Origin of the sequence: Sphingopyxis sp. UBA6723 (genome assembly GCF_002454115.1) — a bacterium.
GTDB lineage: Bacteria > Pseudomonadota > Alphaproteobacteria > Sphingomonadales > Sphingomonadaceae > Sphingopyxis.
Window position 1 is genome coordinate 762,150 of record NZ_DKIH01000013.1, and the last position, 25,296, is coordinate 787,445.

Below are 25,296 nucleotides of genomic sequence, written 5' to 3' on the forward strand. Positions count from 1 at the left end.
GCGGCGTGCCGTCGCCGCATCGTAGGCCGGGCCGGGAACGCTTTATCCACCAAATGAAAGAGCGGGATGAAGGCTGACACAGCCGGGTAATGTAGGAAAGGCCTTTTTGACGGCGATGTCTGCTGGGGGTGGAAAGCGGACCCAAATCTTCGTCATCCCGGACTTGATCCGGGGGCCGTGACGCCTAGCACCGCGCTATGCCGAGAGCGCGGATGGATCCCGGATCAAGTCCGGGATGACGATATTAGAAGAACTTGGGCCGGAACCTTCTGCTGATACAGTGCGCCCTACGAAGGCTCGACATTTCCAGCCCGCCCGTCTTTTAGAAATTTGACGATGAACAGGCCAATTAGCACTGCTTTGCAGCCTGCATTCAGCAGGCGCGATCCTTCTATGCTGTAGAGGTATGCGTCGAGACAAATCACGGCGATCATCGAGAAGAACAGAAGAACATTCCACTTCGACCTCATCTCATTCTCCCTACTTTTTCCACGCATAGATTGAGATATGCCGGGGCTCCCGCTTTTTCGCAATCGGTCGATTTCGAAAGTTCAGGGTCCGACCTTACCGGCCCGATCGACCATATCCATGAAATCGCGCGCCACATTGCGCTCGCCCTCATCCTTGAACGCGACGTCGAGGTCGGGGGCGACGCCGAGCATGTACATCAGCGCCCACAAAGCGAAGCGGCGGCCGGGGTTGGCCTCCAAGCCGAAGTCGACGCGCATGCGTTCGGTGCCTGCGGCGTGCGCCTCTGGGTGGATTGCCGACAGGTCGGCGGTGCCGAAATAGCGGCGGAGCTGGTCGTCGAAATCCATGGCTCTAGTCTTTGGCGGGTTTTGCTCGATTGGCAAGCCAGCCGGGGTTCTGAGCCTAGCAATGTTCGCCGTTTCTAACAGACGTTCAAAGGCTGTGTGCCCCCGCGAAGGCGGGGGTCCATCATCTGTTGGTGCCATTTCGAACCCACCGGAGATGGATCCCCGCCTTCGCGGGGAAACGGCTCCGTGAGAAAACCGACCGCTTGGATTCTCGCCCGGTTGTCATTCCTACGGACGCCCGATAGGGCGGCCACCGTGAAGACCAGCATCGACATCGGGACCGACGCCGCGGGGCAGAGCGTGCGTATCGACGTGCAGGAACTGCTGGCGACGCGTCTGCTCGTTCAGGGCAATTCGGGATCGGGCAAGTCGCACCTGCTGCGCCGCATCCTCGAGGAAAGCGCGTCGTTAGTGCAGCAGATCGTAATCGATCCCGAGGGCGATTTCGTCACGCTCGCCGACGCGTACAGCCATGTCGTGATCAACGGCGGCGATTATGATGAGCGCGAGATCGCGGCGATGGGCGCGCGCATTCGCGAGCATCGTGCGTCGATCGTGCTCAGCCTGGAGTCGCTCGATATCGAGGCGCAGATGACCTGCGCCGCGGCCTTCCTGAACGCATTGTTCGATGCGCCGCGCGAGCATTGGTTTCCGGCATTGGTGGTGGTCGACGAGGCGCAGATGTTCGCGCCGAGTGTCGCGGGCGATGTGTCCGATACGGTTCGCCGTGCGAGCCTGTCGGCGATGACGAACCTGATGTGCCGCGGGCGCAAGCGCGGGCTGGCGGGGGCGATCGCGACGCAGCGGCTGGCGAAGCTCGCCAAAAATGTCGCCGCCGAGGCGAGCAATTTCCTGATGGGGCGCACGTTTCTGGACATCGACATGGCGCGCGCCGCGGATTTGCTCGGCATGGAGCGGCGGCAGGCGGAGGCGATCCGCGATCTGGAGCGCGGGCATTTCTTGGGGCTCGGCCCGGCGATTTCGCGCCGCCCGCTGTCGATCCGCATCGGCGCGACGCAGACCGTGACGCGGATGGGGACGCACAGCCTGATGCCACTGCCGGTGGCGGGGGGCGACGACATGCGGTCGATGCTGTTCACGGAAATGGACGCGCCAGTGGCGGCGCGCGTATTTGCACCCGAACCCGAACCCGTCGCGGCGAGCGAAGTGCTCGAACGCATCGCGGCGGTCGAGGGGCTGCATGAGGACCACGACGCCCCGATCGTACTCGACATCGTCGCCGCGGTCGAAGAGGCCGAGCAGAGCGACGCGGTTGTGATCGAAACATTGCGGGAGATGCTCGCCGACCCCGACAGTGCGTTTCAGCCCGAAGCCTTCCTCTATCAGGATTTCTCGGTGCGCTGCCGGATGGCGAAGCTGAAGAAGGTGCCGCTCGACCTCGCCGCGTTCCGCCGCCGCTTTGCGCTGGCCAAGGGCGGGGTGTTCGATCCGTCGGAGGGCCGCTGGGCGGAGGCGTTGCGCGTCGCCGAGCGGCTGCCCGACGATATGCTGGCGCCGTTTTTGCAGATCGCCCGTGCGGCGATCGACGGCGAACCCTGTCCCGACGACGATGTGCTGGGGCGGGCGTATGGCAGCCACTCGCCGGGGCGCATCCGGCGGCTGGTCGACTATATGGAAAAGCAGGGCGCGATTGTCGTGCGTTCGGATTTCGGCGGGCGGCGGTCGATCGGTATTCCCGAGCTGGGGCTGAGCACCGAGGCGGAGTAGCCGAGAGCGGCGACACGCCCCATCAGTCGCATATATATCCCCTGCCACCGCCCTCGCTGCAAACAAGATAGATGCCGTCTTCCGAACGACGGAGCCGAAGTTCGACCTCGCGATCCGTCGGCATATCGTCATGTGAGATGTACCGAATTTTGATAACCGGCGGCCTAAGGCGCCCTGTTACAACGCGCGATATCGTGAACCGCGCGGTAATCCGGACATTCATTCCGAATTCGTCGAGCACCTCATAAGCGAGGCCTTTTTCAACCTTCCCCATAACGACAAGATCATTCACCTGGCTGCCGGTCTCGGCGTCGGCTGTCGTGCCGGCAACCGATGCCAAGACTGCGGCTACCAAGTGCGCGAGCGGCCCCAAGGACATTCTACCCCTTTTTGAACAGTGCGTCGGCGATCGCCTTGTGGCTCGTTGCCGCGTTGCGGTGCGCCTTGACGCGCTCGATCTCACCCTCAAGCGTCGCGATACGGTCATCGAGTTCGCTCACCGACAGCGGGTCGAGCGGTTGCCGAGTCAGCGCCGCGAGCACATCGTCGCGGCGGCGGGGAAGGTCGTCATCGTCCATGGCGTATCCTCCTGAAAATCTGCGCGACTGTTGACCCGCGTCGTCCGGCTGTCAATAAGGTCGGGCAGGGGCGGGGAATTGACGGACCAGTGGGGGGACTTTCTGACGTGACCAGCTTGCCAGAGCGTATGACCGCCATCGCCATCAGCGCGCCGGGCGGACCGGAAGTGTTGCAGCCTGAACAACGCCCGGTGCCGCAGCCGGGACCGGGCGAGGTGCTGATCCGCGTCGCCTCCGCGGGGGTCAACCGCCCCGACGTGCTGCAACGCATGGGCTTTTATCCGCCGCCGTCGGGGGCTTCCGACCTGCCGGGGCTGGAGATTGCGGGGACGATCGTCGCGGTCGGGCCGGGAGGCGATCCCGAATTGCTGGGGCAGGCGATGTGTGCGCTGGTCGCGGGCGGCGGCTATGCCGAATTTTGCCTTGCGCCGGTTGGCAGCTGTCTGCCGGTACCCAAGGGCTTTTCGATGGCCGAGGCCGCGGCGCTGCCCGAAACCGTCTTCACCGTGTGGCACAATCTGTTCGAGCGCGCGTGGGTGAAGGATGGCGAGACGGTGCTGGTCCATGGCGGTACGAGCGGCATAGGCACGACCGCGATTGGCCTCTGCAAACTGTTCGACATCCGGGTCATCGTGACGTGCGGCAGCGCCGATAAATGCGCCGCGGCGCTGGCGCTCGGCGCCGATCTGGCGGTCGATTATTCGACCGAAGATTATGTCGAGGCGGTGAAGGCGTTCACCGGCGGCAAGGGCGTCAACGCGGTGCTCGACATGGTCGGCGGCGATTATGTGCCGCGCAACCTGGAGTGCCTTGCCGACGATGGCCGCCACGTCACCATCGCGTTCCTGCGCGGCGCGAAGGTCGAGATCGACATTTCGCAAGTGATGCGGCGGCGGCTGACGATGACCGGATCGACGCTGCGCGCGCGCAGCGCCGATTTCAAGGCGGCGCTGGCGGACGAGATTCACCGCACCCTATGGCCGCGACTGGGCGAGGGGGCCTGGAAGCCAGCGATGGACCAGAGCTTCCCGCTCGCCGAGGCCAGCGCCGCCCATGCGCGAATGCAGGCGGGCGCGCATGTTGGAAAGATCGTGCTGATGGTGTGAGCGTCGAAAATGGACGCTGCACCGCGCCCCCTTGCCCCTGTGGCCAATCCGGTTTACAGCCGCCGCCATTATTCGGCCGCTCCGTGAGGGGCGGCCCTTTTATTTCCGCTTGGAGAAAATCGCCATGGCCACCGCCGACGCCACCCCGTTGATGCCGCATGCGACCGCCGCCTGGCTGGTCGACAACACGGGCCTGACCTTTGTTCAGATCGCCGACTATTGCGGCATCCACATCCTGGAAGTGCAGGCGATCGCCGATGAGACCGCCGCGACCAAATATACCGGCCGTGATCCCGTCCGCGCGCACGAGCTGTCGATGGAAGAAATCGAAAAGGGTCAAAACGATCCGAACTACAAGCTCAAGATGAGCAAGCAGGCGCAGGACACGATCCGCCGCACCCGCGGCCCGCGCTACACGCCGGTCAGCAAACGCCAGGACAAGCCCGACGGCATCGCGTGGATCCTGAAGAACCACCCCGAAGTGTCGGACGGCGCCATCGGCAAGCTGATCGGCACCACCCGCAATACGATCGGCGCGATCCGCGACCGCAGCCATTGGAACAGCGCCAATATCGTCGCCAAGGATCCGGTGACGCTGGGCCTCTGCTCGCAGCGCGAACTTGACGCTTTGGTTGCCAAGGCAGCGAAAAAGGCGGGGATCGAAGCGCCGACCGACAACCGGTTCGAAGGCGACCGCGAAGCGCTGCTCGAAGAACTGCGCGCCGAACGCACCGCCGCCAACGAAGCGCGCGCGGCCGAAGAAGCGGCCGACGCGGCAAGCGACGCGGCGGCAGACTGACGCGTGGCAGCGGGGCAGGATGACGACAATATCCCGGCAGCCAGCGGCTCGCCGGACGCCTCGCTGACCCAGGACGACAGCTTTACATCGACCAGCCACGCCGGCCTTACCTACCCATGGGGCGATGCCGCGCCAGCGGCGGGTGAGACGATCCGCATTGCGCCAGGGATCAGCTGGGCGCGCATCCCGATGCCAGGGTCGCTCGGTCATATCAACAGCTGGCTGCTCGACGACGACGCTGACGGCGATGATGGCGTCGCGATCGTCGATACCGGCATCTGTCTGACCATATGTTCCGACGCGTGGAAGGCGCTCTATGCGGGGGCGCTGAACGGCAAGCGTATTACGCGCGTTATCGGAACCCACCTGCACCCCGACCATATCGGGCTCGCGGGCTGGATCGCGAAGAAGCGGGGCGTGAAGCTGTGGATGACGCGGGGCGAGATGCTGACGGCGCGGATGATCGTCGGCGACACAAGCGACACCGTACCCGACGAGGCACTGGCGCAGTGGCAGGGCGCGGGCTGGACCGAAGCAGCGATAGAGACGCATAAGGCAAGTGGTTGGGGCCGGTTCGGGATGATGGTTTTCCCGCTTCCGCGTTCATATGTGCGGATCGAGGATGGCGACCGGATCGACCTGGGCGCGCACCAGTGGCGCGTCGTGGTGGGGTCGGGGCATAGCCCCGAACATGCTTGCCTGTGGAACGAGCGCCAGGGTGTGCTGGTGTCGGGCGATCAGGTGCTGCCGCGGATCAGTTCGAACGTGTCGGTCAACATCACCGAACCCGATGCCGATCCGCTGGGAGAATGGTTGGCGTCGATCGACAAATTGCTCGCCACCGTTCCCGCCGATGTCACCGTTTGCCCCGCGCATGGCGAGCCGTTCAAGGGACTCCATGTCCGCCTGATGGCGCTGCGCGACGAGCATCGGATGCGGCTCTATAATCTGGCCGAGGCCGCTGCGAAGGCGCCGATGCGCGCGGTCGACAGTTTTCCGCTGCTGTTCAACCGCCCGATCGGCGAACATAATATGGGTCTCGCGACCGGCGAGGCGCTGGCGCATCTGAAGCGCCTGGAGGTCGAAGGCCGGGTGTGGCGTGAGGATCGCGACGGGGTGTGGTGGTATCACGGGGTAACGTGATGCCGCGGTGCCGATGTCGGTTTAGGGGTGGATACCGGACCATACTCTAATTCCGTTCGTGTCGAGCGAAGTCGAGACACCCTTTGGAAACGCAAGACGTCGAGGTGTCTCGACTTCGCTCGACACGAACGGAATTTAAGGGACGGCTTGTACGTATTCGGTCGCTAGTCGCCACCCACCCACCCTCAATCCCGCCGCTGCATGATCCAGCTGAACGCCATCGCGTTGAACATCGTATAGAGCCCGTACAGCATCAGCGCGGCGAACCAGTTTCGCGTCGCTATCGCCATTGCGCCGACCAGCAGCAGGAATTCGAAGATATAGGTGATGTGCGGCCCCGCCTTGTCGGCGAGCGGCTTGACCATTTGCTGGATCAGCGGGTCGTCGCTTTCCATAAAGGCGCGGTGCATCGCGAAATTGGCGATGCCGGCGCAAAAAATCGCGATGAGGGCTATAACCATAGGTTTGCAAATGGGGGAGGCGGGGTGGAAATGCCAGCCACTTTCGGGCTATAGCGAGGCATCGGACGCGCCGGGGCGGCGCCAATGATCGAACGAACCCGGCTTCTGCCTCCCCAGAGAAGGACTCTTCGATGGCATCTTTCCCCAGCTTGGCGGCTATCGGCCTGCTGGCCCTCATAATTCAGCCGGCGCACGCCGCGCAGGAACCCGCGAACCCGCCGCAGCCGAACCCCGCGCTTGCCGACCCGGTGCTGGCGAACCCGGTTCCGACCTTTGAAGTTCCGCTCGATCCGCCTTTGCCCGATGCGGTTCGCGCGATGATCGACGCCGCTTTCGCCAGCGGCCAGAACGACGATGTCGAAGCCGTCGCCAAATTCGCGCGCATGACGCACCCCCGCAATGTCGGGGAAATCGATGCGATGCTGGCCTTTTATCGCAGCGGGCATCCGCCAATCGTGCCGCCCGATCCGGTGCGCAATATGCTCGCCGCCGCGATCGCGAGCGGCAAGGATGCCGACGTCGAGGCGGTCGCCAAGCTGGCGATGGATACGCATCCCGACGATGCAGCGGAGATCGAGGCGCGGCTGGTCGCCTATCGCGCCGAACGCCAGCGGCTGAAGGACGAAGCGGCGGCGGCGGCGCGCGCCAAACTGGCGGCGGCGAAGTTCTGGCAGAACTGGAAAGGCGAGGGGCAGATCGGGGCGTCGCAGAGCAGCGGCAATACCAAGTCGGCGGGGCTGAGCGCGGGCGTGGCTTTGTCACGCCAGGGCATCGACTGGACCCACAAGCTGCGCGCGCAGGCCGATTATCAGCGCACCAACGGGCGCACGTCGGTCGAACGCTATCTGGTCGAGCTGGAGCCGCAATACCGGATCAACGATCGCGCCTTTGCCTTTGGCTTTGGGCGCTGGGAGCATGACCGGATATTGGGTTATGACACGCGCTGGAACGTGTCGGGCGGGCTTGGTTACAAGGTGATCGACGGCAAGACGGTATCGCTGAGCCTGAAAGGCGGGCCGGCGTGGCGCCAGACCGATTTCATCAGCGGGATCAGTGACAGCGAGCTGACGGCGCTCGGCGGGCTCGACTTTGGTTGGCAATTGTCGCCGACCCTGCGGCTGACACAGGTTGCTTCGACGATCGTCGGCGAAGCGAACAGCTCGACCAATTCGCTCACCGCGCTCAATGCGAAGCTGACCGGGGCGCTGTCGGCGCGCATTGCTTATGCGGCGCAGATCGACACCAGCCCCCCGCCGGGCATCGAACGGGTCGATACCCAGACGCGGTTTACGTTGGTCTATGGCTTTTAGAGCCTGAATCCTTCTTGTCGCGAAGCGATGGGGAGGGGGACCGTTCGCGAAGCGAAGGGTGGAGGGGCCTTGCGACGGTTGCGCCAATGCCCCTCCGTCAGTCCTGCGGACTGCCACCTCCCCATGGCTGCGCCACAGGGAGGAGCGATCGGCGCCTATTTGATCGCCGCCAGCGTGTAGAGAAACTCGGCATAGCCCATCGTCGCATCGACCAGGCCCGCGACCTTGGGGTTGGTCGAATCGATCAGATAATATTCGTCGGGGGCATGGGCGCCCGCGCCGTGGCCGGTGCCGAAATGCCCTGCCGGGATCGATACCGGCGGCGCGGTGAAGGTCGCGCCGGGCCAGCTGCCCGCGAGCCGTGCGTTGACGTTCGCCTGAACCCCCAGCTTTTTGTAGGTCGCCAGTTCGGTACGGATCAGGCGGCTGTTCTCGTCGGCCTCGGTCGGGTCATAGCCGCCGCTGACATTGACCTCGACATCGGGGAAGCCGCGTTTGTCGAGATGCGCGCGCAGTTTCTGTTCCGCCTCGGCGCGGGTCTGATTGGGGACGAGCCGCAAGTCGAGTTTGGCAACCGCGCGGCCAGGCAGGATCGTCTTGCCGCCGGGGCCGGTATAGCCCGCGACCAGCCCCTCGATATTGACGGTTGGTTCCTGCGCCAGGCGGATCAGCGCGTCGTCATAAGAGAGGTTGTCGATCCAGTGGGTGATACCAAGCGCCTGTTTCTGCTGCGCTTCGTCGCCCAGCTTGGCGGCTTCGCGGATCAACGCCTTTTCGCGGGGCGTCAGCGGGCGGACATTGTCGAACCAGCCGTCGATTGCCGGGGTGTTGCCGTCGGGCGTGACGAGGGTATTGAGCGCTGCGACAAGCCGCCATGCGGGCGAATCGACCATCGCCTTCAGGCTGGAATGCACATCGCCCTTGGGTCCACGGCCCCATTTTTCGCCGCTGGCAACCAGTTCGAGTTCGATGATGCCCTTCGATCCCAGGTTGACCGAGACATTGCCATTCTTGTCCTGCCAGCTGGCGGGAATGAAAATGCCTTCACATTTCCTGAGCGCGGCCAGGACATTGGGTTTGGTCGCGACCTGGCGAAAGTGGGGCGATCCGATCTCTTCCTCGCCTTCGCAGATCAGGACGATATTGACCGGCAACTTGGCACCCGCCGCGCGAATCGCGTGCAGCGCGGCGAGGAAGGTTGCCTCCGGCCCCTTTTGATTCACCGCGCCGCGGCCCATGATCGCTTGGCCGAAACCCGGTCGTTCGACCATTCGCCCTTCCAGCGGCGGCGACGACCATTCGGCGGGGTCATATTGTTTGACGTCATACATGAAATAGATGCCGAGCGTGCGCGGGGCGCCGACGTCGATCGTCCCGAACACGCCGGGATGGCCGTCGGTCGGTACGATCTCGACATTGCTGAACCCCGCATCGCGCGCGAGTTCGGCCATATAGGCGGCGCCCTCGGGCATGTTGAGATTTTCGGCGGCGATCGAGGGGAGGGCGATCCAGTCGCGGATGCGTTTGATTGACGCGTCCTTGCCGGCTTCGGCCGCTTTGCGGATCGCGGCCGTCTGGCTGCTCGCGGCGAGGACGGGGAGCGGGCGCATGACCGCGGCACCCGCGCCCAGCATGGCCGCACCGCGAATCAGATCGCGGCGGTTCGGTCGGTCGTTACGGAAATCCATGGCTTGCCCCCTTGCGGTATCTGCGTTGGGGGGAGTGTTGGCGGATTGCGAATAGAAGGCAAGTGTCGCGCGAATGAGGCGCCGATCACGCTGCGTTGTGAACCGCATAAATCTCTGGACGATAGCGCGGCTCGGGCGGCGCCTCACCCCGGTCGGCAGCGACTTTCAGCCACAGGCGCATAGCGATTTCGATCTCGTGCGCGGCCTCCTCGGCCGTGGCGCCATGCGCGCTGCAGTATTTCAGGTCGGGTACGTCGGCTATCCAGCAGTCGTCCGCTGCCGACCAGAACAGATTGATGTGATAATGAATGCTCATGGCTCGATCATATCCAGTCCGTTGCTGTCGATCATATCAAGCAGCTGCCGGATTTGATAGGGCTTCGCGTCCTTACCGCTGGACTGAAGGTTCAGATTGCCTGGCACATCGGGGTGCTGGAAGATGTGATGGCTGCCATTGGTGCGCTTGAGTTCGAATCCGAAGGCTTCGACGATACGGCGCAAATCCTTGAAACTGGCGCGTCCGTTCAAGCGGATGCGGGTGTAGAGTTTGGCGATGCTGGTCACGCGCGATGCTCCGTTTGAAGAGCATCATTCGTAAATGGCGAAGCTGCGGCGTTCGAAATTAAATGTTTGTAATCGAACGCTGACGCCCTCAAACCCCCGCCAGCAACCCCTCATCCTTGATCCGCTGCTGCCACAGCATCGGCGCGTTGACGTGGACGTTCTGGCCTTCGCTGTCGACCGCGACGGTGACGGGGAAGTCGTGAACCTCGAACTCGTATATCGCCTCCATGCCGAGATCGGCGAAACCGACGACCTCGCTGCCCTTGATCGCGCGCGCGACGAGATAGGCGGCGCCGCCGACCGCCATCAGATAGGCGCTCTTGTGCCTGGCGATCGATTGCGTCGCGGCGGGGCCGCGTTCGGCCTTGCCGACGCAGGCGAGCAGGCCTTGGTCCAGCATCATGTCCATGAACTTGTCCATGCGCGTCGCGGTCGTGGGACCTGCGGGGCCGACGATTTCCTCGCCGACCGGATCGACCGGGCCGACATAATAGATGACGCGGTCCTTGAAGCTGACGGGCAATTCCTCGCCCTTGGAGAGCATCTCGGCAATGCGTTTGTGCGCGGCGTCGCGGCCGGTGAGCATCTTGCCATTGAGGAGGAGGCGGTCGCCCTGTTTCCAGCTTGCCACCACGTCGGGGGTGAGATTGTCGAGGTCGACGCGGATCGCCGCGGCGTCGGGTTGCCAGTCGATCTGCGGATAGTCGGCGAGCACCGGCGGTTCGAGGAAGGCGGGGCCGCTGCCGTCGAGCGTCACATGCGCGTGGCGGGTCGCGGCGCAATTGGGGATCATCGCGACGGGCTTTGACGCGGCGTGGGTCGGCCAGTCGGCGATCTTGACGTCGAGCACCGTCGCGAGGCCGCCGAGCCCCTGCGCGCCGATGCCGAGCGCATTGACCTTTTCATAAAGCTCGATGCGCAGCTCCTCGGTCGGATTGCTGGGACCGCGCGCGAGCAGTTCGGTCATATCGATCGGGTCCATCAGCGACTGCTTGGCGAGCAGCATCGCCTTTTCGGCAGTGCCGCCGATGCCGATGCCGAGCATGCCCGGCGGACACCAGCCGGCGCCCATCTGCGGCACCATTTCGAGCACCCAGTCGACGATCGAATCCGACGGGTTCATCATCTTGAACTTCGACTTGTTCTCGCTGCCGCCGCCCTTCGCGGCGACGTCGATCACGACCTTGTTGCCGGGGACCATCTCGACGTTGAGGACCGAGGGGGTGTTGTCCTTGGTGTTGACGCGGCTGAACGCGGGGTCGGCGAGGATCGAGGCGCGGAGCTTGTTTTCGGGGTGGAGATAGGCGCGGCGCACGCCCTCATCGACCACCTGCTGCAGGCTACGCGGGCTGTCGAGGCGGCAGTCCATGCCCCATTTGATGAAGACGGTGACGATGCCGGTGTCCTGGCAGATCGGGCGATGCCCCTCGGCACACATGCGGCTGTTCGACAGGATCTGCGCCATCGCATCCTTGGCGGCGGGCGACACTTCGCGCTCGTACGCCGCGGCCAGCGCGCGGATATAGTCCATCGGGTGGAAATAGCTGATGTACTGGAGCGCGTCGGCGATGGTCTCGACGAGGTCGTCTTCGCGGATGATGACGGTGTTCATTTGCAGCCTTTCGCCCTGTTTGCGGGATTCGCCGGTTTCCCTAGACCTGCATCGCCGGGGTGGAAAGAGGGGTCAGTCGCGGCCCGGATCGACGAGCGGGCGTTTGCGGGCCAGCGCCCGCCAGCTTCCGACCGCGGCGAGCGCAATCAACAATAGCCAACCGCCCGCCGCCGAGGGGATCAGCGCCCAGGCAAAGGCGGCGGGGGTGATGAGTGCCATCACGGTCGGGATGGCGGCAAGGATGGCGACGGTACCGAACAGCGCCCACCAGCGCCCCAATTGCGTCGCCGCGGCCCCGATGACGACATTGGTCAGCGCAAGGAGCAGGAATTTCGCCGCGACAGGATAGGGCAGGCTGGCCATCGCCGGCGAATAATCGCCCGCGGTAAAGGCGGCCTGGATGTCGAACAACAGCCAGTTTTCATACGCATCGCATAGCGCCGCGGCGACCGGGAGCGCCGCGGCAGCGAGCAGCGGGCGCAGACGAAGTTCGCGCCACAGGGCAAGGCAGCCGCTGGCGAGAAAGCCCGCGTAGAGCAGCATATAGAAGTAATCCTGCTCGTTCCCCGCGCGCATCGCGGCCAGGCGGATGACTTGCTGCGGGTCGGTAAAGAAGCCGAAGATTGCTTCGAGGTCGGCTTGGCTGCCGGCAAATTCGAACGCGAGGACGGGCGGCCCATAGCCGGGAGCGATGTCGTGTCCGGTCTGCGGAAAGACCTGCGTCAGATGGAGGCCGAACAGCGCCGCCGCGATGCCGAGTGCCAGCGCCCAGTACCAGAAGCGTGTTGGTGCAAGTGGCCGCTCATGCTGCGCCTCGATCCAATGCTGGAACCCCCCGGCCATCGCTGAAGCCTACCCCGGTCGCACCAGTCGCTGTTCCCCGGCGAAAGCCGGGGCCCAGTGCGTTCGAACGCGACAGTTGGGCCGTACCGCCCTGGACCCCGGCTTTCTCCGGGGAACAGCTCTCACCTGTCTATAGACGATTGGCGCTGCCTCCGGAGCGCGGCGGCACACCCTATTGGCACTCGGCGCATTTGCCGCGCACTTCGATCACCGGGCGCTCGGCGGCGAAGCCGGTGGCGTTGGCGGCGGCGCGGACGCCGGTCGAGAGCTTGTCATCATCGACATGCACCGCGCTGCCGCATTCGTCGCAGATCAGGAAGATGCAGTCGTGCAGGCAGCCGGGATGGCTGTTGGCGACAAAGGCATTGGCGCTTTCGACGCGGCGGACCAGGTTGTTGGCGACGAACAGGTCAAGGATGCGATAGACGCTGTTCGGCGCGACGCGTTTGCCGCGCGCTTTCGACACCATATCGGCGATTTCATAGGCGCTGGCGGGCTTGCCGATGGCGGCGACGGCATCGAAAATCTGTGCGCGCATGTCGGTCCATGCTTCGCCCGCGCCTTCGAGCGCGGTTTGCGCTGCCTTGGCGAGCGAGGCGCCGCTGGCCTCGACGTGCGGATGATCATGCTTGCCCATGGGCGTTTCCTTGTGCCGCGCGGCGATCTGCGCCAGCTCTTGGAGTTAATGTAGGCGGTTTGGGGGGTGTCCGCAAGTTACGGACCAGTCCATTCCGGTGCCGTGATCGGTGGCGTCGTCAGCGTCCGCGTCAGTGTCTGGCGCGGCGGTTGAGATCGTGGCCGAGCGCAACAACGGCGACGCCGATCATCGTCGCCAGCACTTCGCTGCCATCATGCGGCCGCGACAGCGCGCCCGCCATCATGCCGAGCCCGAAGCTGCCGACCGCGAAGGGCATCACATAACCGTGGCTGAGCACGCCCGAGACGAGGGTGATGAGCGCAAAGCCGATCGCGATGATCAGGCCGATTTCGTGGAACAGGTGATTGTCGAACGCGACACCGACCGAGGCGATCGAGGCAAACAGGACGGTGCTGACGAGGCAATGGACGAGGCACAGCCCCGACAGGCCCATCGCCAGTTGGTCACCCGAAAGCGAGGTGAGCGGCCGTTTCTCGCGCGCAGCCCGCACGACCGCGCCGAGGCGCGTCAGAACAGGGGCAGGGCTGGCGACTTGGGTCACCCGATTCTCCGTTGGGGCAGTTGCGGGGCGGGATATGGCATAACATGACCGAGGTTACAATGTCTCATTGTACAATTGGCGATGCTTGTGCCTTCTCCGCCCTGAGCGCCTTGCGATCCAGCTTGCCGATCATCGTCTTGGGCAGGTTGAGCCGCACTTCGACCGCGTTGACCCGCTCGTGCTTGCCGAGCTGGGGGTTGAGCCAGGCGGCGAGGGCTTCGCCCGATATCTCATAGCCTTCTTCCAGCGTCACGAACGCTTTCGGCGCTTCGCCGCGATAGGCATCGGGAACGCCGAGCACGATTGCTTCCTTCACCGCAGGATGCTCGTAAAGATGCGCCTCGATCACGCTCGGATAGACTTTGAAGCCGCCGACCGCGATCATGTCCTTCAGCCGATCGACGATGCGGATATAGCCGCCGTCCTCGACCACCGCGACGTCGCCGGTGCGCAGCCAGCCGTCGGCGGTGAAGCTGTCGAGGTCGGCGTCGGGGCGATTCCAATAGCCCTGCATGACCTGCGGCCCCTTGACCGCGAGTTCGCCGGGTTCGCCGTCTGGGGCATCCTTGGTCGGGTCTTCCTTGTCGAGCAGGCGGATGCGCGTCGCGGGGAGCGGCTGGCCGATCGTGCCGGGACGCACGGGGCCATCATAAGGGTTGGTCGCGACGACGCCCGAGCTTTCTGTGAGGCCATAGCCTTCGACGAGCGAGGCGCCGGTTGTGGCGGTGAATTTTTCGCGCAGTTCGGCGGGCATCGGCGCGCCGCCTGAAATGCAGATGCGTAAGCTGGAGAAGTCGGTCTTTGCGAGGTCGGGATGGTCGAGCAGTGCCTGGTACATCGTCGGCACGCCGGGCAGCGCGGTCGTCTTGCTGCGGGTGATTGCCGCCAGCGCCTGCTTCGCATCGAAGCGCGGCAGCATGGTGATCGTGCCGCCATTAAGGATGGTGCGGTTGAGCACGCAGGTGTTGGCAAAGACGTGGAAGAAAGGGAGCACGCCAAGAATACGATCCTGCGCATCATGGTCTGGATCGATCGCGTTCACCTGCCGCGCGTTGGCGGTCAGATTCTGGTGCGTCAGCTTCGCTCCCTTGGGCGTGCCGGTAGTGCCGCCGGTATATTGGATCAGCGCAACATCCTGTTCGGGATCGATGGCAACCGGCTCGGGGCGGGCATCGTTGGCGATCAGCGCCGAGAAGCGGATGATGCGGGGGTCGGACGGGATAGTGGCAATGTCGGAGCGTTTGAACAGGCGGAAGAGCAGTGCCTTGTGGCAGGCGAGGCCGCCCGCGACCGAGCCGACGACGAGTCGCTGAAGGCTCGACCCGTCGAGCACCTTGATCGCGGTGGGCAGCAGCGCCGCGGCGCTGACCGTGAACAAGGTGTCCGTCCCCGAATCCTCGACCTGCTCCTCCAGCTCGCGCGCGGTGTAGAGCGGCGAAAAGTTAACCACCGTCGCCCCGGCGGCGAGCGCGCCATAATAGGCCGCGACATAATGCGGAACATTGGGGAGGAACAGTCCGACGCGGCGGCCCTTGCCGATCCCCAGCTGTTGCAGCCCGCGCGCGACCCGCGCGGCGCCGCGGGCAACTTCGGAATAGCTGAAACGGCGGCCCATGAAATCGAGCATCGCCGCCGCGCCCCGCCGCTCGACGCTGGCGGCGAACATCGCCGGCAGCGACAGCGGCGCGAACGACTGATCCCAGGCCGTCGGATGCTGATAATCGGTCGACCAGGAAAATTCGCTGTCCATCGCGGGAAAATATCCTCTCATTCTTGTGGCTTTCCTGACACTAGGGTCAGTAAGCCGACATCGCAACCGGGCCGCGCTTGCGGCGCGCGACTGCCGCGGCTAGTTGTGCAGGCAAGGACCAAGGGGACGATCATGAACTTATTGCATTGGCGTTCGACCATCGGAACTTGCGCGCTCGCGTGGGGGGTTTTGATTGCGACGCCGGTCGCGGCGAAGGACAACGATGCCCCGACCACCCCGGTCCAGGTCCAACAGCTTTATGACTGCCGCGCGGTTCCCGATGCCGCCGCGCGGCTCGCGTGTTTCGACCAGCAGGTCGCGGCGCTCGAACAAGCACAGATCGCCAATGACATCACCTTTTTCGATCGCAATTCGGCGCAAAAGGCAAGGCGCGGGCTGTTCGGTTTCACGTTGCGCGATCTGCCCTTCTTTGGCGGAGGCGACGACGACAAGGAAAAGATGACCCGGCTGGAATCGACGATCAAATGGGCGCGCCGCGAAGGTTATAACAAGATGCGCTTTGAAATCGAGGATGGCGCGGTCTGGATTCAGACCGACCAGACCGACTTGCCGCGCGACCCCAAGGCGGGCGAAAAGGTCGTGATCACCCCCGGCGCGGTGGGCAGTTATTTTGCCGAGATTGGCAGTCTGAAACGCATTCGCGTTCGCCGTGAGCGTTGACACCGTCGCGGGTAAAGCAGATCGGGGCAACCGTTGTCAGGCGATCTAGGCGTGCGCGCGACGGGCGATAACCCCCCGTTTGTCTTGCTCGATGACGCGCGGGCCGTTGGGGCGGCGCCCGCGCGACTGTTTCAGAACCCAGTGGAAATTCTGGTCGCGCGGGGCGCGGCGGAGGTTTCTGCCCTGTTCGATGCGCTGGAAATGGCGAGCGCCCGCGGGCTCCATGCCGCGGGCTATATGCACTATGAAGCGGGTAAGGGTTTGGCGTCTGCGTGGCGAGGTGCGCAGCGGCCCGTCGATGGGAATTGCCCGCCGCTTGCCTGGTTCGGGCTGTTCGAGCGGGTTGAACGAATCGACCCCGATGCGGTGCCGGGACTGCTGCCTGATCCCGAAGCTGCGTGGGTCGGCGCAGTGGCACCGCGGGTGTCCCGCGCCGATTATCTTGCGGCGGTCGAGGCGGTGCTGGGCTATATTGCTGCCGGCGACATCTATCAGGCCAATTTGACCTTTCGCGCCGATGTGCCGGTGCTGGGCGATCCGCTGGCGATCCACGCGCGGCTGCGGCCGACGGCGCGCGCGGGTTATGGCGGAGTGATCTGGACCGGCGAGCGGGCCATCGTGTCGCATTCGCCCGAGCTGTTCTTTGCGCTGCGCGATGGCCAGGTGATGGCGCGGCCGATGAAGGGGACGGCGGCGCGATTGCAGGATAGCGATGCCAACGCGGCGGCGGCACGCGCGCTGGCTGACGATCCTAAACAGCGTGCCGAAAATCTGATGATCGTCGACCTGATCCGCAACGACCTGTCGCGCGTTGCGGTGCCGGGGTCGGTCGCGGTGCCCGACCTGTTCCGCGTCGAGAGCTTTCCTACGATCCACCAGCTTGTCTCCGATGTCAGCGCGCGCCTGCCCGATGGCGTCGGCGCGGTTGATGTGCTGCGCGCCGCCTTTCCCTGCGGATCGATCACCGGCGCGCCCAAGGTGCGGGCGATGGAAATCATCGATGAACTGGAGGGCGACGCGCGCGGACTGTACACGGGATCGATCGGTTTCATCGACCCCGACGGCGACGCAGCGTTCAATGTTGCGATCCGCACGCTTGTGCTTGCGCGCGCGGACGACTTGCCAGGCGGTGCAAATCGCGCCACGCTGGGTTTGGGTTCGGGAATTGTCGCCGACAGCCAACCGGCTGAGGAATGGCGCGAATGTCTGGCGAAGGGGGAGTTTGTGGGGGCAGCGGGGGCGCGTTTCGACCTGATCGAAACCATGTTCTTTGACCCGATCGAGGGGGTGCAACGGGTGGAAGGGCATCTGGCCCGGATGAAGGCGAGCGCCGAAACGCTGGGTTTCGCGTTCGACCGGCACGGCGCGCGCAACAGCCTGCAATCAGCGACCTTTCGGCTGCGCAGCGCGGCGCGGGTGCGGATGCGGCTGGCGCCGTCGGGGGCGCTCGCGGTAGAGGTTTCGCCGCTGCCGCGGCTCGCCGAGCTGCCGGTGCCGGTCGCGGTGCGTCCCGCGCCGATGGCCGCCGACGATTTTCGGCTGGCGCACAAGACCAGCCAGCGAGCGGCTTATGACGATGCGCGCTTGGAAAGCGGCGCTGCCGAGGTTGTGTTTGTCGACGAGCCGGGTTTCGTGACCGAGGGTAGCTGGAGCAATATCTTTGTCGAACGCGACGGCCAGCTGCTCACCCCACCGCTGGCGCTGGGGCTGCTGCCCGGTGTGCTGCGCGCCGAGCTGATCGACAAGGGACGCGCGGTCGAATCGCATCTGCGGCTGGCCGATCTGGCGGATGGTTTCTTTATCGGCAATTCGTTGCGCGGGCTGGTCCCGGCGCGGTTGGCGGACGCTACGGCAACGGAATCGCCTGACCTGCACCTTGCATAGGTAAATTATCCCACGCTGCGCTTGCGAAGATCGGGCGGAGGCTTTAGGCGCGGCCCCGCGCAATTTCCGGTCAAATCACCGCCTGTCCGCGCAAGCTACGGAAAGTATCGTCATGTCGCTGAAGCCGCATATATCCGCCGCCCTCAACCGCATCCAGCCGTCGGCGACGCTCGCGATGACGGCACGCGTTTCGGCGCTGAAAGCCGCGGGTGTTGATGTGATCGGTTTGAGCGCTGGCGAGCCCGATTTCGACACCCCCGATTTCGTCAAGGAAGCGGCGATCGAGGCGATCCGCAATGGCCAGACCAAATATACTTTGGTCGACGGCACCGTCGCGCTGAAAGAAGCAATCCGCGGCAAGTTCCGCCGCGACAACGGGCTCGATTTCGGGCTCGACCAGATCACGGTCAATGTCGGCGGCAAGCACACTCTGTTCAACGCGCTGGTCGCGACCGTGGACAAGGGCGACGAGGTCATCATCCCGGCGCCCTATTGGGTGAGCTATCCCGACATTGTGGCGTTTGCGGGCGGCACCCCGGTGGTCATCGAGGGCGGCGCGGCGCAGAATTACAAGATCACCCCGGCGCAGCTTGACGCGGCGATCACGCCCAAGACGCGCTGGGTGATGCTGAACTCGCCGTCGAACCCGTCGGGCGCCGCCTATTCGGGCGAAGAGCTCGACGCGCTGGGCGAAGTCATCCGCCGCCACGACCATGTGATGGTGATGACCGACGATATGTACGAGCATGTCTGGTATGCCGATTTCCAATTCACCACCTTTGCGCAGCGTTGTCCCGACCTGATCGACCGCATTCTGACCGTGAACGGCTGTTCGAAAGCGTATGCGATGACCGGATGGCGCATCGGCTATGCCGGTGGTCCGGCTTGGCTGATCAAGGCGATGGGCAAGCTTCAGTCGCAATCGACGTCGAACCCCTGTTCGATCGCACAGGCCGCCGCCGCCGCCGCGCTCGGCGGCCCGCAGCAGTTCCTCGACGACCGCAACGCCGCGTTCAAAAAACGCCGCGACATGGTGGTCGCGATGCTCAACGATGCGCCGGGGTTGAATTGCCCGACCCCCGATGGCGCTTTCTATGTCTATCCGGACGCAAGCGGTTGCATGGGCAAGAAGACCCCCGACGGCGCGCTGATCGACAGCGACGAGAAGCTGATCGATTATTTTCTCGACAGCGCCAAGGTCGCGGCGGTGCATGGCGCGGCCTTTGGTCTGTCGCCCGCGTTCCGCGTGTCCTATGCGACGTCGGAGGCGGTGCTCAAGGAAGCCTGCGTGCGGATCCAGCAGGCGTGTGCGGCGCTCAGCTAAAGCGCCGCTCACCCTTCGCATAGGAATTCTGTACCGACCGGTCTTGTAATGCCGGGGACGGAACCTATCTGAACATGAACGGCGGTTAAGCGCCCGGTTCACCGGATAGTAAGCCATCCTGTCTAGGGTGACGGACATCACTGCACGGTTGGTCGGGGCGCGCCATATCGTCGGTGTAACCGCAGCGGCCTTGGCCGCGAACAACGATAGATGAAAAAAGAGGCTCCCCATGCTCAATCTCTTCCGCTCCGACTGGTTTTTGTCGATGCTCGCCGGTTTCGCGATTGGCGCGACCTATATCGTGCTCAACCAGCCCGCGCTGCCGATCCCGGCGTGACGCAAGCGCGCGGCGCACCGTTCAGCCGTATCATCGCGACACTGGTCGCGGGGGCGATCGTGGCGCAATGCGCCCCGGCGCAGGCCGAAAGCGTCGTCAAGCTACCCGCTGCCGCGGTCGATCCGGCGGTCAAGGCGAAGCGCTCCACCGCGGTGCTGGCGGGCGGCTGTTTCTGGGGCGTCGAGGGCGTCTTTGCCAACGTCAAAGGCGTGATCTCGGTCGAATCGGGTTATCATGGCGGCAGCGCTGCGACCGCGAAATATGAACTGACCCACGACGGCAAGTCGGGCCATGCCGAGGCGGTGCGGATTGTTTATGATCCGACGCAGGTCAGCTATGGCACCTTGCTGCGCGTGCTGTTTTCGGTGGTCGCCGATCCGACCTTGAAGAATCGTCAGGGGCCGGACGTCGGATCGCAATATCGCGCCGCGATCGTCCCGCTTGACGCGACGCAGCGCCAGGTCGCGACCAGCTATCTGGCGCAGATCGGCAAGGGCCGATATTTCGCCAAGCCGATCGTCGTGCCGGTCGAAAGCTACAAGCGTTTTTACCGCGCCGAGGCCAACCATCAGGATTTCATGCGCCGCAACCCGTCGAACGGCTATATCGTCCGCTGGGACGCGCCCAAACTTGCGGCGTTCAAGCGGCTATTCCCCACCATGGTGCGCGCGACCCCGGCCCCCTGAGCGCGCCGCATTGCCGCCACTCGTCGCGCGGGAAGAATCATTCGTCGCAAACCGCTGGTCCCCTATGCTCGCCTGCGAGACCAAGAATCGGGGATAATATATAAGTCGTCGGCTGCGGGGTTTGCATGGGTTTTCAGTTTTCGGGCCGACCATTCCTGGCGATGGTGACCAGCGCCGCGGTGCTCGCGGGCTGCGTCAGCAGCGCCGCGGTGCCGCCGCCACGGTCGCAGCCTGCCGTTCAGCGCCCCGCGGGTTCGGTAACGGTGCCGATCGGCCAGCCGGTGCGATCGACGATGCCGCGCCCGGTTGGTCCCATCGATCCCGGCTTTCGCCGCCCCCCCGCCGGACTCAGCGAGCGCATCCATTTCCTGTGGCGCGCCTTTCCGGGCAAGACCGGCATCGCGGTGCAGCGCATCGATGGCGAATGGGCGATTGCCGAGCGTGGCGGCGACCTGTTCCCCCAGCAGAGCGTGTCAAAATTCTGGGTTGCGCTGACCGCGCTCGATGCGGTCGATCAGGGTCGGCTGCGGCTCGACCAACAAGTGCGGATCGGTCCCGAAGACTTGACCCTGTTTTACCAGCCGCTCGCCGCGCGCGTCCGTGCGCAGGGGTCGGTGACCATGACCGTGCGCCGCTTGATCGAAACCGCGATCACGCAAAGCGACAATACCGCCAACGACAGCCTGCTGCGCACGATTGGCGGGCCGGGTGTGGTGCGCGCTTTCATAGCGAAAAAAGATTTGGGCGCGATCCGCTTCGGCCCCGGCGAACGCCTGCTGCAAAGCGGCATCGCGGGCATGGCGTGGCAGCAAAGCTATTCGGTCGGGCGCAATTTCGAGACTGCGCGGTCGGCGCTGTCCCCCGCGACCCGCCGCGCCGCGATGGACAATTATCTGGCCAACCCGATCGACGGCGCCAGCCCGACCGCGGTCGCCAGTGCGCTCGCCCGGTTGGCGCGCGGCACTTTGCTCTCGCCCGAATCGACCGAATATCTGCTCGATGTGATGAGCCGGACCAAAAGCGGGCCGAAGCGGCTGAAAGCCGGTTTGCCGCCGGGCTGGAAATTTCTGCACAAGACAGGGACCGGGCAGAATCTGGGCGGGATGACCGCCGGCTATAACGACATCGGCATCGCCACCGCGCCCGACGGCACCCGCTACGCGATTGTTGTATTCATGGGGACCACGACCTCGCCAATCCCGGCGCGCATGGCGCTGATGCAGGCGGTGTCGAGCGCCGTCGCTGAATTTCATGGAAGATAATCGCTGATGCGGATCGCTGTCCTGTCCTTGTCGCTGCTCGCGCTCGCGGCCTGCGCGACCCCCGAAGCGCGGCTGCGCACCGGGCTGGTCAATGCCGGCCTGTCACAATCGATCGCATCGTGCATGGCCGAGCGGATGGTCGACCGGCTGTCGCTGGTCCAGCTGCGCCGCCTGGGCTCGCTGTCGACGTTGAAGGACAAAAGGATGAGCGAGCTGTCGCTTAACCAGTTCCTTCACAAGGTCCGTGCGCTGAAAGACCCCGAGATATTGACGGTGACCACCAGCTCGGCGGCGCTCTGCGCTTTTCGCTAGCCAAGAATATCTGGGACGCTGCGGGGTAGCCTTGCCCGCCAACTTGTGCTTAGGCGGCGGCAATTCTCCCCGCCCCAAGACTCGAAAGGCCCGGCAGACCTCATGAACATCCACGAATATCAGGCGAAAGAACTGCTCGCGAAATATGGCGTCGCGGTGCCCAAGGGCATTGCCGCGATGAGCGTCGAAGAAGCCGTCGCCGCGGCGAAGCAGCTCCCCGGGCCGCTTTACGTCGTGAAATCGCAGATTCATGCGGGTGGCCGTGGCAAGGGCAAGTTTAAGGAGCTCGGCCCCGATGCCAAGGGCGGCGTCCGCCTCGCCAAGACCATCGAAGAGGTCGAAGCGCATGCGAAAGACATGCTCGGCAATACGCTGGTGACGATCCAGACCGGTGAAGCCGGCAAGCAGGTCAACCGGCTGTACATCACCGACGGCGCGGACATTAAGCAGGAATTCTACCTCGCACTGCTGGTCGATCGCGGTTCGAGCCGCGTTGCGGTCGTCGCCTCGACCGAGGGCGGCATGGACATCGAAACCGTCGCGCACGACACGCCGGAAAAGATCCACACGATTACCATCGATCCCGCCACGGGCCTCCAGCCGCACCACGGCCGCAGCGTTGCCGCGGCGCTTGGGCTGTCGGGCGATCTGGCGAAACAGGCTGCCAAGGTTCTGGCCGGTTTGTACGCCGCATTCCTCGGCACCGATGCCGAACAGATCGAAATCAACCCGCTCGCCGTGTGCGAAGGCAAGGATGGCGACGAACTGCTGGTGCTCGACGCCAAGGTCGCGTTCGACGGCAATGCGATGTTCCGCCACAAGGATCTGGCCGAGCTGCGCGACCTGACCGAAGAAGACCCGGCCGAGGTCGAGGCGTCGGAATATGACCTCGCCTACATCAAGCTCGACGGCAATATCGGCTGCATGGTCAATGGCGCCGGTCTCGCGATGGCGACGATGGACATCATCAAATTGAACGGCGAATTCCCCGCCAACTTCCTCGACGTCGGCGGCGGCGCTTCGAAAGAAAAGGTGACCGCGGCGTTCAAGATCATCCTGAAAGACCCCGCCGTGAAGGGCATCCTCGTAAACATCTTTGGCGGCATCATGAAGTGCGACATCATCGCCGACGGCATCGTCGCGGCGGCGAAGGAAGTGAATCTGTCGGTGCCTTTGGTGGTTCGCCTAGAAGGCACGAATGTGCAGCAGGGTAAGGACATCCTCGCCAATTCCGGGCTGCCGATCGTTGCGGCCAATGATCTGGGCGATGCGGCAAAGAAGATTGTCGCGGAAGTCCGCGCGGCTTGATTTACTTGTCTCTCCCCCTGGGGGAGAGGCAGCGAGCCCCGGATCAAGTCCGGGGCGCAGCGGTGAGGGCGGCAACGTCCAGACCCTCACCAAGTCCGACTAGGTCCTGTGGACCAAGTCTCCCTATCCTCTCCCCCACGGGGAGAGGAAGCTAGGTTGACGTTTACGTAAAGCGCAATTATGGCGCAGTGCACAATTTGCTGAGAGGAGCTTTAGGCCCATGAAAATCCTCGTCCCCGTCAAGCGGGTGCTCGATTACAACGTCAAGCCGCGGGTCAAATCCGACGGCACCGGCGTCGATCTGGCGAATGTCAAAATGTCGATGAACCCGTTCGACGAGATCGGGATCGAAGAAGCGATCCGCCTGAAAGAAAAGGGCGTTGCGACCGAGGTCGTGGCGATCAGCGTCGGCCCGGCGAAGGCACAGGAAACGCTGCGCACCGCGCTCGCGATGGGCGCCGACCGTGCGATCCTGGTCCAGACCGACGACGATGTCGAACCGCTGGCGCTCGCGAAAATCTTCAAGGCGATCGCTGACGCCGAAACGCCCGGCCTTGTTATCCTCGGCAAGCAGGCGATCGACGGCGACAACAACCAGACCGGCCAGATGCTCGCCGCGCTCACCGGTTGGGCGCAGGGCACCTTTGCCAGCGCGGTCAATGTCGAGGGCGATCATGTCAACGTGACCCGCGAAGTCGACGGCGGTCTTGAGACGGTGAAGCTCAAGCTTCCCGCGATCGTCACCACCGACCTGCGTCTGAACGAGCCGCGCTATGCCTCGCTGCCGAATATCATGAAGGCGAAGTCGAAGCCGCTCGATACCAAGACCCCGGCTGACTACGGTGTCGACACGGCGCCGCGGGTCAAGACGGTCAAGGTGTCGGAACCGCCCGTCCGCTCGGCGGGTGTCAAGGTCGCCGATGTCGATGAACTGGTTGCCAAGTTGAAGGCGATGGGAGTGCACTCATGAAAACGCTCGTTTGGGTCGAACATGACGGCAAGGCCGTCAAGGACGCCACGCTCGCGGTGGTCACCGCCGCGTCGAAGCTTGGCGAAGTCCATCTGCTCGTCGCGGGTAGCGGCGTCGATGCCGTTGCCAAGGAAGCCGCGCAGATCGCGGGCGTGGGCAAGGTGCATGTCGCCGACAACGCCGCCTTCGATCACAATCTGCCCGAAAATGTCGCGCCGCTCGTCGCCGAGCTGATGGCGAGCCATGATGCGTTCCTCGCGCCTGCGACGACGACCGGCAAGAATATCGCGCCGCGCGTCGCCGCGTTGCTCGACGTGATGCAGATTTCGGAAATCCTGTCGGTCGAAGGTCCGAAGACCTTCACCCGCCCGATTTACGCGGGCAACGCGATCGCAACCGTCGAATCGTCGGACGCGAAGCTGGTCCTGACGGTTCGCGGCACCGCGTTCGACAAGGCCGCGACCTCTGGCGGTTCAGGCACCGTAGAAGCCGTCGGCGCGGGCAGCGATGCCGGCGTCTCGAGCTTCGTCGGCGCCGAAATCGCCAAGCAGGATCGCCCTGAACTGACCTCGGCCAAGATCATCGTGTCGGGTGGCCGCGCGCTGGGTTCGAGCGAGAAATATCAGGAAGTCATCGTCCCGCTCGCCGACAAGCTGAACGCCGCGCTCGGCGCCAGCCGCGCCGCGGTTGATGCAGGTTATGTCCCCAACGACTATCAGGTCGGCCAGACCGGCAAGATCGTCGCACCGCAGGTGTATTTCGCGATCGGCATCTCGGGTGCGATCCAGCATCTTGCTGGGATGAAGGACAGCAAGACGGTCGTCGCGATCAACAAGGACGAGGACGCCCCGATCTTCCAGGTCGCCGACTTCGGCCTCGTCGCCGATCTGTTCAGCGCGGTGCCGGACCTGACGGCCAAGATCTAGGCCGGTC

General features: G+C 64.3%; 27 protein-coding genes. 14 read left to right on the plus strand and 13 right to left on the minus strand.

Features of this window, described 5'->3' with window-relative positions; genetic code table 11:
• Positions 1-287 precede the first annotated feature (287 nt).
• Complete coding sequence (locus tag B4F07_RS16860) at positions 288-470, minus strand: hypothetical protein (protein WP_293701899.1); 183 nt, start codon at positions 468-470, stop codon at positions 288-290.
• Between the two features lie 81 nt (positions 471-551).
• The gene (locus tag B4F07_RS16865) at positions 552-818 is read right to left on the minus strand and encodes a hypothetical protein (RefSeq protein WP_293701902.1); all 267 of its coding nucleotides are present in this window, start codon (positions 816-818) and stop codon (positions 552-554) included.
• Positions 819-1,073: 255 nt separating this feature from the next.
• On the opposite strand from B4F07_RS16865, the gene B4F07_RS16870 reads away from it, so the two are divergent.
• Entirely contained in the window at positions 1,074-2,546 is a 1,473-nt protein-coding gene (locus B4F07_RS16870; RefSeq protein WP_293701905.1) for an ATP-binding protein, read from the plus strand.
• 22 nt (positions 2,547-2,568) lie between these two features.
• On the opposite strand, the gene B4F07_RS16875 is transcribed toward B4F07_RS16870, so the two are convergent.
• Both B4F07_RS16875 and B4F07_RS16880 read right to left on the minus strand, forming a co-directional pair.
• Positions 2,569-2,925, minus strand: coding sequence for a hypothetical protein (locus B4F07_RS16875; protein ID WP_293701908.1), 357 nt, complete (start codon positions 2,923-2,925; stop codon positions 2,569-2,571).
• Between the two features lies 1 nt (position 2,926).
• Positions 2,927-3,124, minus strand: a complete 198-nt coding sequence (locus B4F07_RS16880; RefSeq protein ID WP_293701911.1) for a DUF1192 domain-containing protein — start codon at positions 3,122-3,124, stop codon at positions 2,927-2,929.
• Positions 3,125-3,252: 128 nt separating this feature from the next.
• Between B4F07_RS16880 and B4F07_RS16885 the strand changes: the two genes are divergently transcribed.
• The 3 genes from B4F07_RS16885 to B4F07_RS16895 all read left to right on the plus strand — a co-directional run bounded on the left by B4F07_RS16885 (position 3,253) and on the right by B4F07_RS16895 (position 6,172).
• A complete protein-coding gene (locus B4F07_RS16885) occupies positions 3,253-4,230 on the plus strand; it encodes an NAD(P)H-quinone oxidoreductase (RefSeq protein ID WP_293701913.1) in 978 nt (325 codons plus the stop codon).
• Positions 4,231-4,381: 151 nt separating this feature from the next.
• On the plus strand, positions 4,382-5,029 hold the full coding sequence (locus B4F07_RS16890) for a DUF1013 domain-containing protein (RefSeq protein WP_293702069.1): 648 nt from the start codon (positions 4,382-4,384) through the stop codon (positions 5,027-5,029).
• Between the two features lie 3 nt (positions 5,030-5,032).
• Positions 5,033-6,172, plus strand: coding sequence for an MBL fold metallo-hydrolase (locus B4F07_RS16895; protein ID WP_293701916.1), 1,140 nt, complete (start codon positions 5,033-5,035; stop codon positions 6,170-6,172).
• A 185-nt stretch (positions 6,173-6,357) separates the two neighbouring features.
• Here B4F07_RS16895 and B4F07_RS16900 read toward each other — a convergent pair whose 3' ends face one another.
• Complete coding sequence (locus tag B4F07_RS16900; RefSeq protein ID WP_293701919.1) at positions 6,358-6,633, minus strand: hypothetical protein; 276 nt, start codon at positions 6,631-6,633, stop codon at positions 6,358-6,360.
• A gap of 131 nt (positions 6,634-6,764) precedes the next feature.
• On the opposite strand from B4F07_RS16900, the gene B4F07_RS16905 reads away from it, so the two are divergent.
• On the plus strand, positions 6,765-7,943 hold the full coding sequence (locus B4F07_RS16905) for a DUF481 domain-containing protein (protein WP_293701922.1): 1,179 nt from the start codon (positions 6,765-6,767) through the stop codon (positions 7,941-7,943).
• A 155-nt stretch (positions 7,944-8,098) separates the two neighbouring features.
• On the opposite strand, the gene B4F07_RS16910 is transcribed toward B4F07_RS16905, so the two are convergent.
• The 8 genes from B4F07_RS16910 to B4F07_RS16945 form a co-directional block, all read right to left on the minus strand.
• A complete protein-coding gene (locus B4F07_RS16910) occupies positions 8,099-9,631 on the minus strand; it encodes a M20/M25/M40 family metallo-hydrolase (protein WP_293701925.1) in 1,533 nt (510 codons plus the stop codon).
• Between the two features lie 85 nt (positions 9,632-9,716).
• Complete coding sequence (locus B4F07_RS16915; RefSeq protein WP_293701927.1) at positions 9,717-9,947, minus strand: type II toxin-antitoxin system HicB family antitoxin; 231 nt, start codon at positions 9,945-9,947, stop codon at positions 9,717-9,719.
• A complete protein-coding gene (locus B4F07_RS16920) occupies positions 9,944-10,195 on the minus strand; it encodes a type II toxin-antitoxin system HicA family toxin (RefSeq protein ID WP_293701930.1) in 252 nt (83 codons plus the stop codon). The genes B4F07_RS16915 and B4F07_RS16920 overlap by 4 nt, the downstream gene beginning before the upstream one ends.
• Before the next feature lie 88 nt (positions 10,196-10,283).
• Positions 10,284-11,807 (minus strand): fumarate hydratase, encoded by a 1,524-nt coding sequence (locus tag B4F07_RS16925; RefSeq protein ID WP_293701933.1) that lies wholly within the window; start codon positions 11,805-11,807, stop codon positions 10,284-10,286.
• A gap of 72 nt (positions 11,808-11,879) precedes the next feature.
• The gene (locus B4F07_RS16930; protein WP_293701936.1) at positions 11,880-12,650 is read right to left on the minus strand and encodes a hypothetical protein; all 771 of its coding nucleotides are present in this window, start codon (positions 12,648-12,650) and stop codon (positions 11,880-11,882) included.
• A 172-nt stretch (positions 12,651-12,822) separates the two neighbouring features.
• On the minus strand, positions 12,823-13,287 hold the full coding sequence (locus B4F07_RS16935; protein ID WP_293701938.1) for a Fur family transcriptional regulator: 465 nt from the start codon (positions 13,285-13,287) through the stop codon (positions 12,823-12,825).
• 130 nt (positions 13,288-13,417) lie between these two features.
• Positions 13,418-13,849 (minus strand): MerC domain-containing protein, encoded by a 432-nt coding sequence (locus tag B4F07_RS16940; protein ID WP_293701941.1) that lies wholly within the window; start codon positions 13,847-13,849, stop codon positions 13,418-13,420.
• A gap of 64 nt (positions 13,850-13,913) precedes the next feature.
• Complete coding sequence (locus B4F07_RS16945; RefSeq protein WP_293702072.1) at positions 13,914-15,599, minus strand: long-chain-fatty-acid--CoA ligase; 1,686 nt, start codon at positions 15,597-15,599, stop codon at positions 13,914-13,916.
• Positions 15,600-15,731: 132 nt separating this feature from the next.
• Here B4F07_RS16945 and B4F07_RS16950 point away from each other — a divergent pair, with 132 nt between their 5' ends.
• The 9 genes from B4F07_RS16950 to B4F07_RS16990 all read left to right on the plus strand — a co-directional run bounded on the left by B4F07_RS16950 (position 15,732) and on the right by B4F07_RS16990 (position 25,289).
• Complete coding sequence (locus B4F07_RS16950) at positions 15,732-16,280, plus strand: hypothetical protein (RefSeq protein ID WP_293701944.1); 549 nt, start codon at positions 15,732-15,734, stop codon at positions 16,278-16,280.
• Positions 16,281-16,421: 141 nt separating this feature from the next.
• The gene (pabB, locus tag B4F07_RS16955) at positions 16,422-18,164 is read left to right on the plus strand and encodes an aminodeoxychorismate synthase component I (RefSeq protein ID WP_293701947.1); all 1,743 of its coding nucleotides are present in this window, start codon (positions 16,422-16,424) and stop codon (positions 18,162-18,164) included.
• 112 nt (positions 18,165-18,276) lie between these two features.
• Entirely contained in the window at positions 18,277-19,488 is a 1,212-nt protein-coding gene (locus tag B4F07_RS16960; protein ID WP_293701949.1) for a pyridoxal phosphate-dependent aminotransferase, read from the plus strand.
• A gap of 333 nt (positions 19,489-19,821) precedes the next feature.
• Positions 19,822-20,511 carry a peptide-methionine (S)-S-oxide reductase MsrA gene (gene msrA / locus B4F07_RS16965; RefSeq protein ID WP_293701952.1) on the plus strand — a complete coding sequence of 230 codons (690 nt, stop codon included), beginning with the start codon at positions 19,822-19,824 and terminating at the stop codon, positions 20,509-20,511.
• Between the two features lie 125 nt (positions 20,512-20,636).
• Positions 20,637-21,773 carry a serine hydrolase gene (locus B4F07_RS16970; RefSeq protein ID WP_293701954.1) on the plus strand — a complete coding sequence of 379 codons (1,137 nt, stop codon included), beginning with the start codon at positions 20,637-20,639 and terminating at the stop codon, positions 21,771-21,773.
• A gap of 6 nt (positions 21,774-21,779) precedes the next feature.
• Positions 21,780-22,085 (plus strand): hypothetical protein, encoded by a 306-nt coding sequence (locus B4F07_RS16975; RefSeq protein ID WP_293701957.1) that lies wholly within the window; start codon positions 21,780-21,782, stop codon positions 22,083-22,085.
• Positions 22,086-22,187: 102 nt separating this feature from the next.
• Positions 22,188-23,393 (plus strand): ADP-forming succinate--CoA ligase subunit beta, encoded by a 1,206-nt coding sequence (gene sucC / locus B4F07_RS16980; RefSeq protein WP_088442761.1) that lies wholly within the window; start codon positions 22,188-22,190, stop codon positions 23,391-23,393.
• 220 nt (positions 23,394-23,613) lie between these two features.
• Entirely contained in the window at positions 23,614-24,363 is a 750-nt protein-coding gene (locus B4F07_RS16985; protein WP_293701962.1) for an electron transfer flavoprotein subunit beta/FixA family protein, read from the plus strand.
• A complete protein-coding gene (locus B4F07_RS16990) occupies positions 24,360-25,289 on the plus strand; it encodes an electron transfer flavoprotein subunit alpha/FixB family protein (protein ID WP_293701964.1) in 930 nt (309 codons plus the stop codon). The genes B4F07_RS16985 and B4F07_RS16990 overlap by 4 nt, the downstream gene beginning before the upstream one ends.
• Positions 25,290-25,296: the final 7 nt, after the last annotated feature.

What these genes read in the sequence shown, in the direction of transcription:
- B4F07_RS16860 (WP_293701899.1), bottom strand. Translation starts at nt 470, where the DNA reads ATGAGGTCGAAGTGGAATGTTCTTCTGTTCTTCTCGATGATCGCCGTG.
- B4F07_RS16865 (WP_293701902.1), bottom strand. Translation starts at nt 818, where the DNA reads ATGGATTTCGACGACCAGCTCCGCCGCTATTTCGGCACCGCCGACCTG.
- B4F07_RS16875 (WP_293701908.1), bottom strand. Translation starts at nt 2,925, where the DNA reads ATGTCCTTGGGGCCGCTCGCGCACTTGGTAGCCGCAGTCTTGGCATCG.
- B4F07_RS16880 (WP_293701911.1), bottom strand. Translation starts at nt 3,124, where the DNA reads ATGGACGATGACGACCTTCCCCGCCGCCGCGACGATGTGCTCGCGGCG.
- B4F07_RS16885 (WP_293701913.1), top strand. Translation starts at nt 3,253, where the DNA reads ATGACCGCCATCGCCATCAGCGCGCCGGGCGGACCGGAAGTGTTGCAG.
- B4F07_RS16890 (WP_293702069.1), top strand. Translation starts at nt 4,382, where the DNA reads ATGCCGCATGCGACCGCCGCCTGGCTGGTCGACAACACGGGCCTGACC.
- B4F07_RS16900 (WP_293701919.1), bottom strand. Translation starts at nt 6,633, where the DNA reads ATGGTTATAGCCCTCATCGCGATTTTTTGCGCCGGCATCGCCAATTTC.
- B4F07_RS16905 (WP_293701922.1), top strand. Translation starts at nt 6,765, where the DNA reads ATGGCATCTTTCCCCAGCTTGGCGGCTATCGGCCTGCTGGCCCTCATA.
- B4F07_RS16910 (WP_293701925.1), bottom strand. Translation starts at nt 9,631, where the DNA reads ATGGATTTCCGTAACGACCGACCGAACCGCCGCGATCTGATTCGCGGT.
- B4F07_RS16915 (WP_293701927.1), bottom strand. Translation starts at nt 9,947, where the DNA reads ATGAGCATTCATTATCACATCAATCTGTTCTGGTCGGCAGCGGACGAC.
- B4F07_RS16925 (WP_293701933.1), bottom strand. Translation starts at nt 11,807, where the DNA reads ATGAACACCGTCATCATCCGCGAAGACGACCTCGTCGAGACCATCGCC.
- B4F07_RS16930 (WP_293701936.1), bottom strand. Translation starts at nt 12,650, where the DNA reads ATGGCCGGGGGGTTCCAGCATTGGATCGAGGCGCAGCATGAGCGGCCA.
- B4F07_RS16935 (WP_293701938.1), bottom strand. Translation starts at nt 13,287, where the DNA reads ATGGGCAAGCATGATCATCCGCACGTCGAGGCCAGCGGCGCCTCGCTC.
- B4F07_RS16945 (WP_293702072.1), bottom strand. Translation starts at nt 15,599, where the DNA reads ATGGACAGCGAATTTTCCTGGTCGACCGATTATCAGCATCCGACGGCC.
- B4F07_RS16950 (WP_293701944.1), top strand. Translation starts at nt 15,732, where the DNA reads ATGAACTTATTGCATTGGCGTTCGACCATCGGAACTTGCGCGCTCGCG.
- B4F07_RS16960 (WP_293701949.1), top strand. Translation starts at nt 18,277, where the DNA reads ATGTCGCTGAAGCCGCATATATCCGCCGCCCTCAACCGCATCCAGCCG.
- B4F07_RS16970 (WP_293701954.1), top strand. Translation starts at nt 20,637, where the DNA reads ATGGGTTTTCAGTTTTCGGGCCGACCATTCCTGGCGATGGTGACCAGC.
- B4F07_RS16975 (WP_293701957.1), top strand. Translation starts at nt 21,780, where the DNA reads ATGCGGATCGCTGTCCTGTCCTTGTCGCTGCTCGCGCTCGCGGCCTGC.
- sucC (WP_088442761.1), top strand. Translation starts at nt 22,188, where the DNA reads ATGAACATCCACGAATATCAGGCGAAAGAACTGCTCGCGAAATATGGC.
- B4F07_RS16985 (WP_293701962.1), top strand. Translation starts at nt 23,614, where the DNA reads ATGAAAATCCTCGTCCCCGTCAAGCGGGTGCTCGATTACAACGTCAAG.
- B4F07_RS16990 (WP_293701964.1), top strand. Translation starts at nt 24,360, where the DNA reads ATGAAAACGCTCGTTTGGGTCGAACATGACGGCAAGGCCGTCAAGGAC.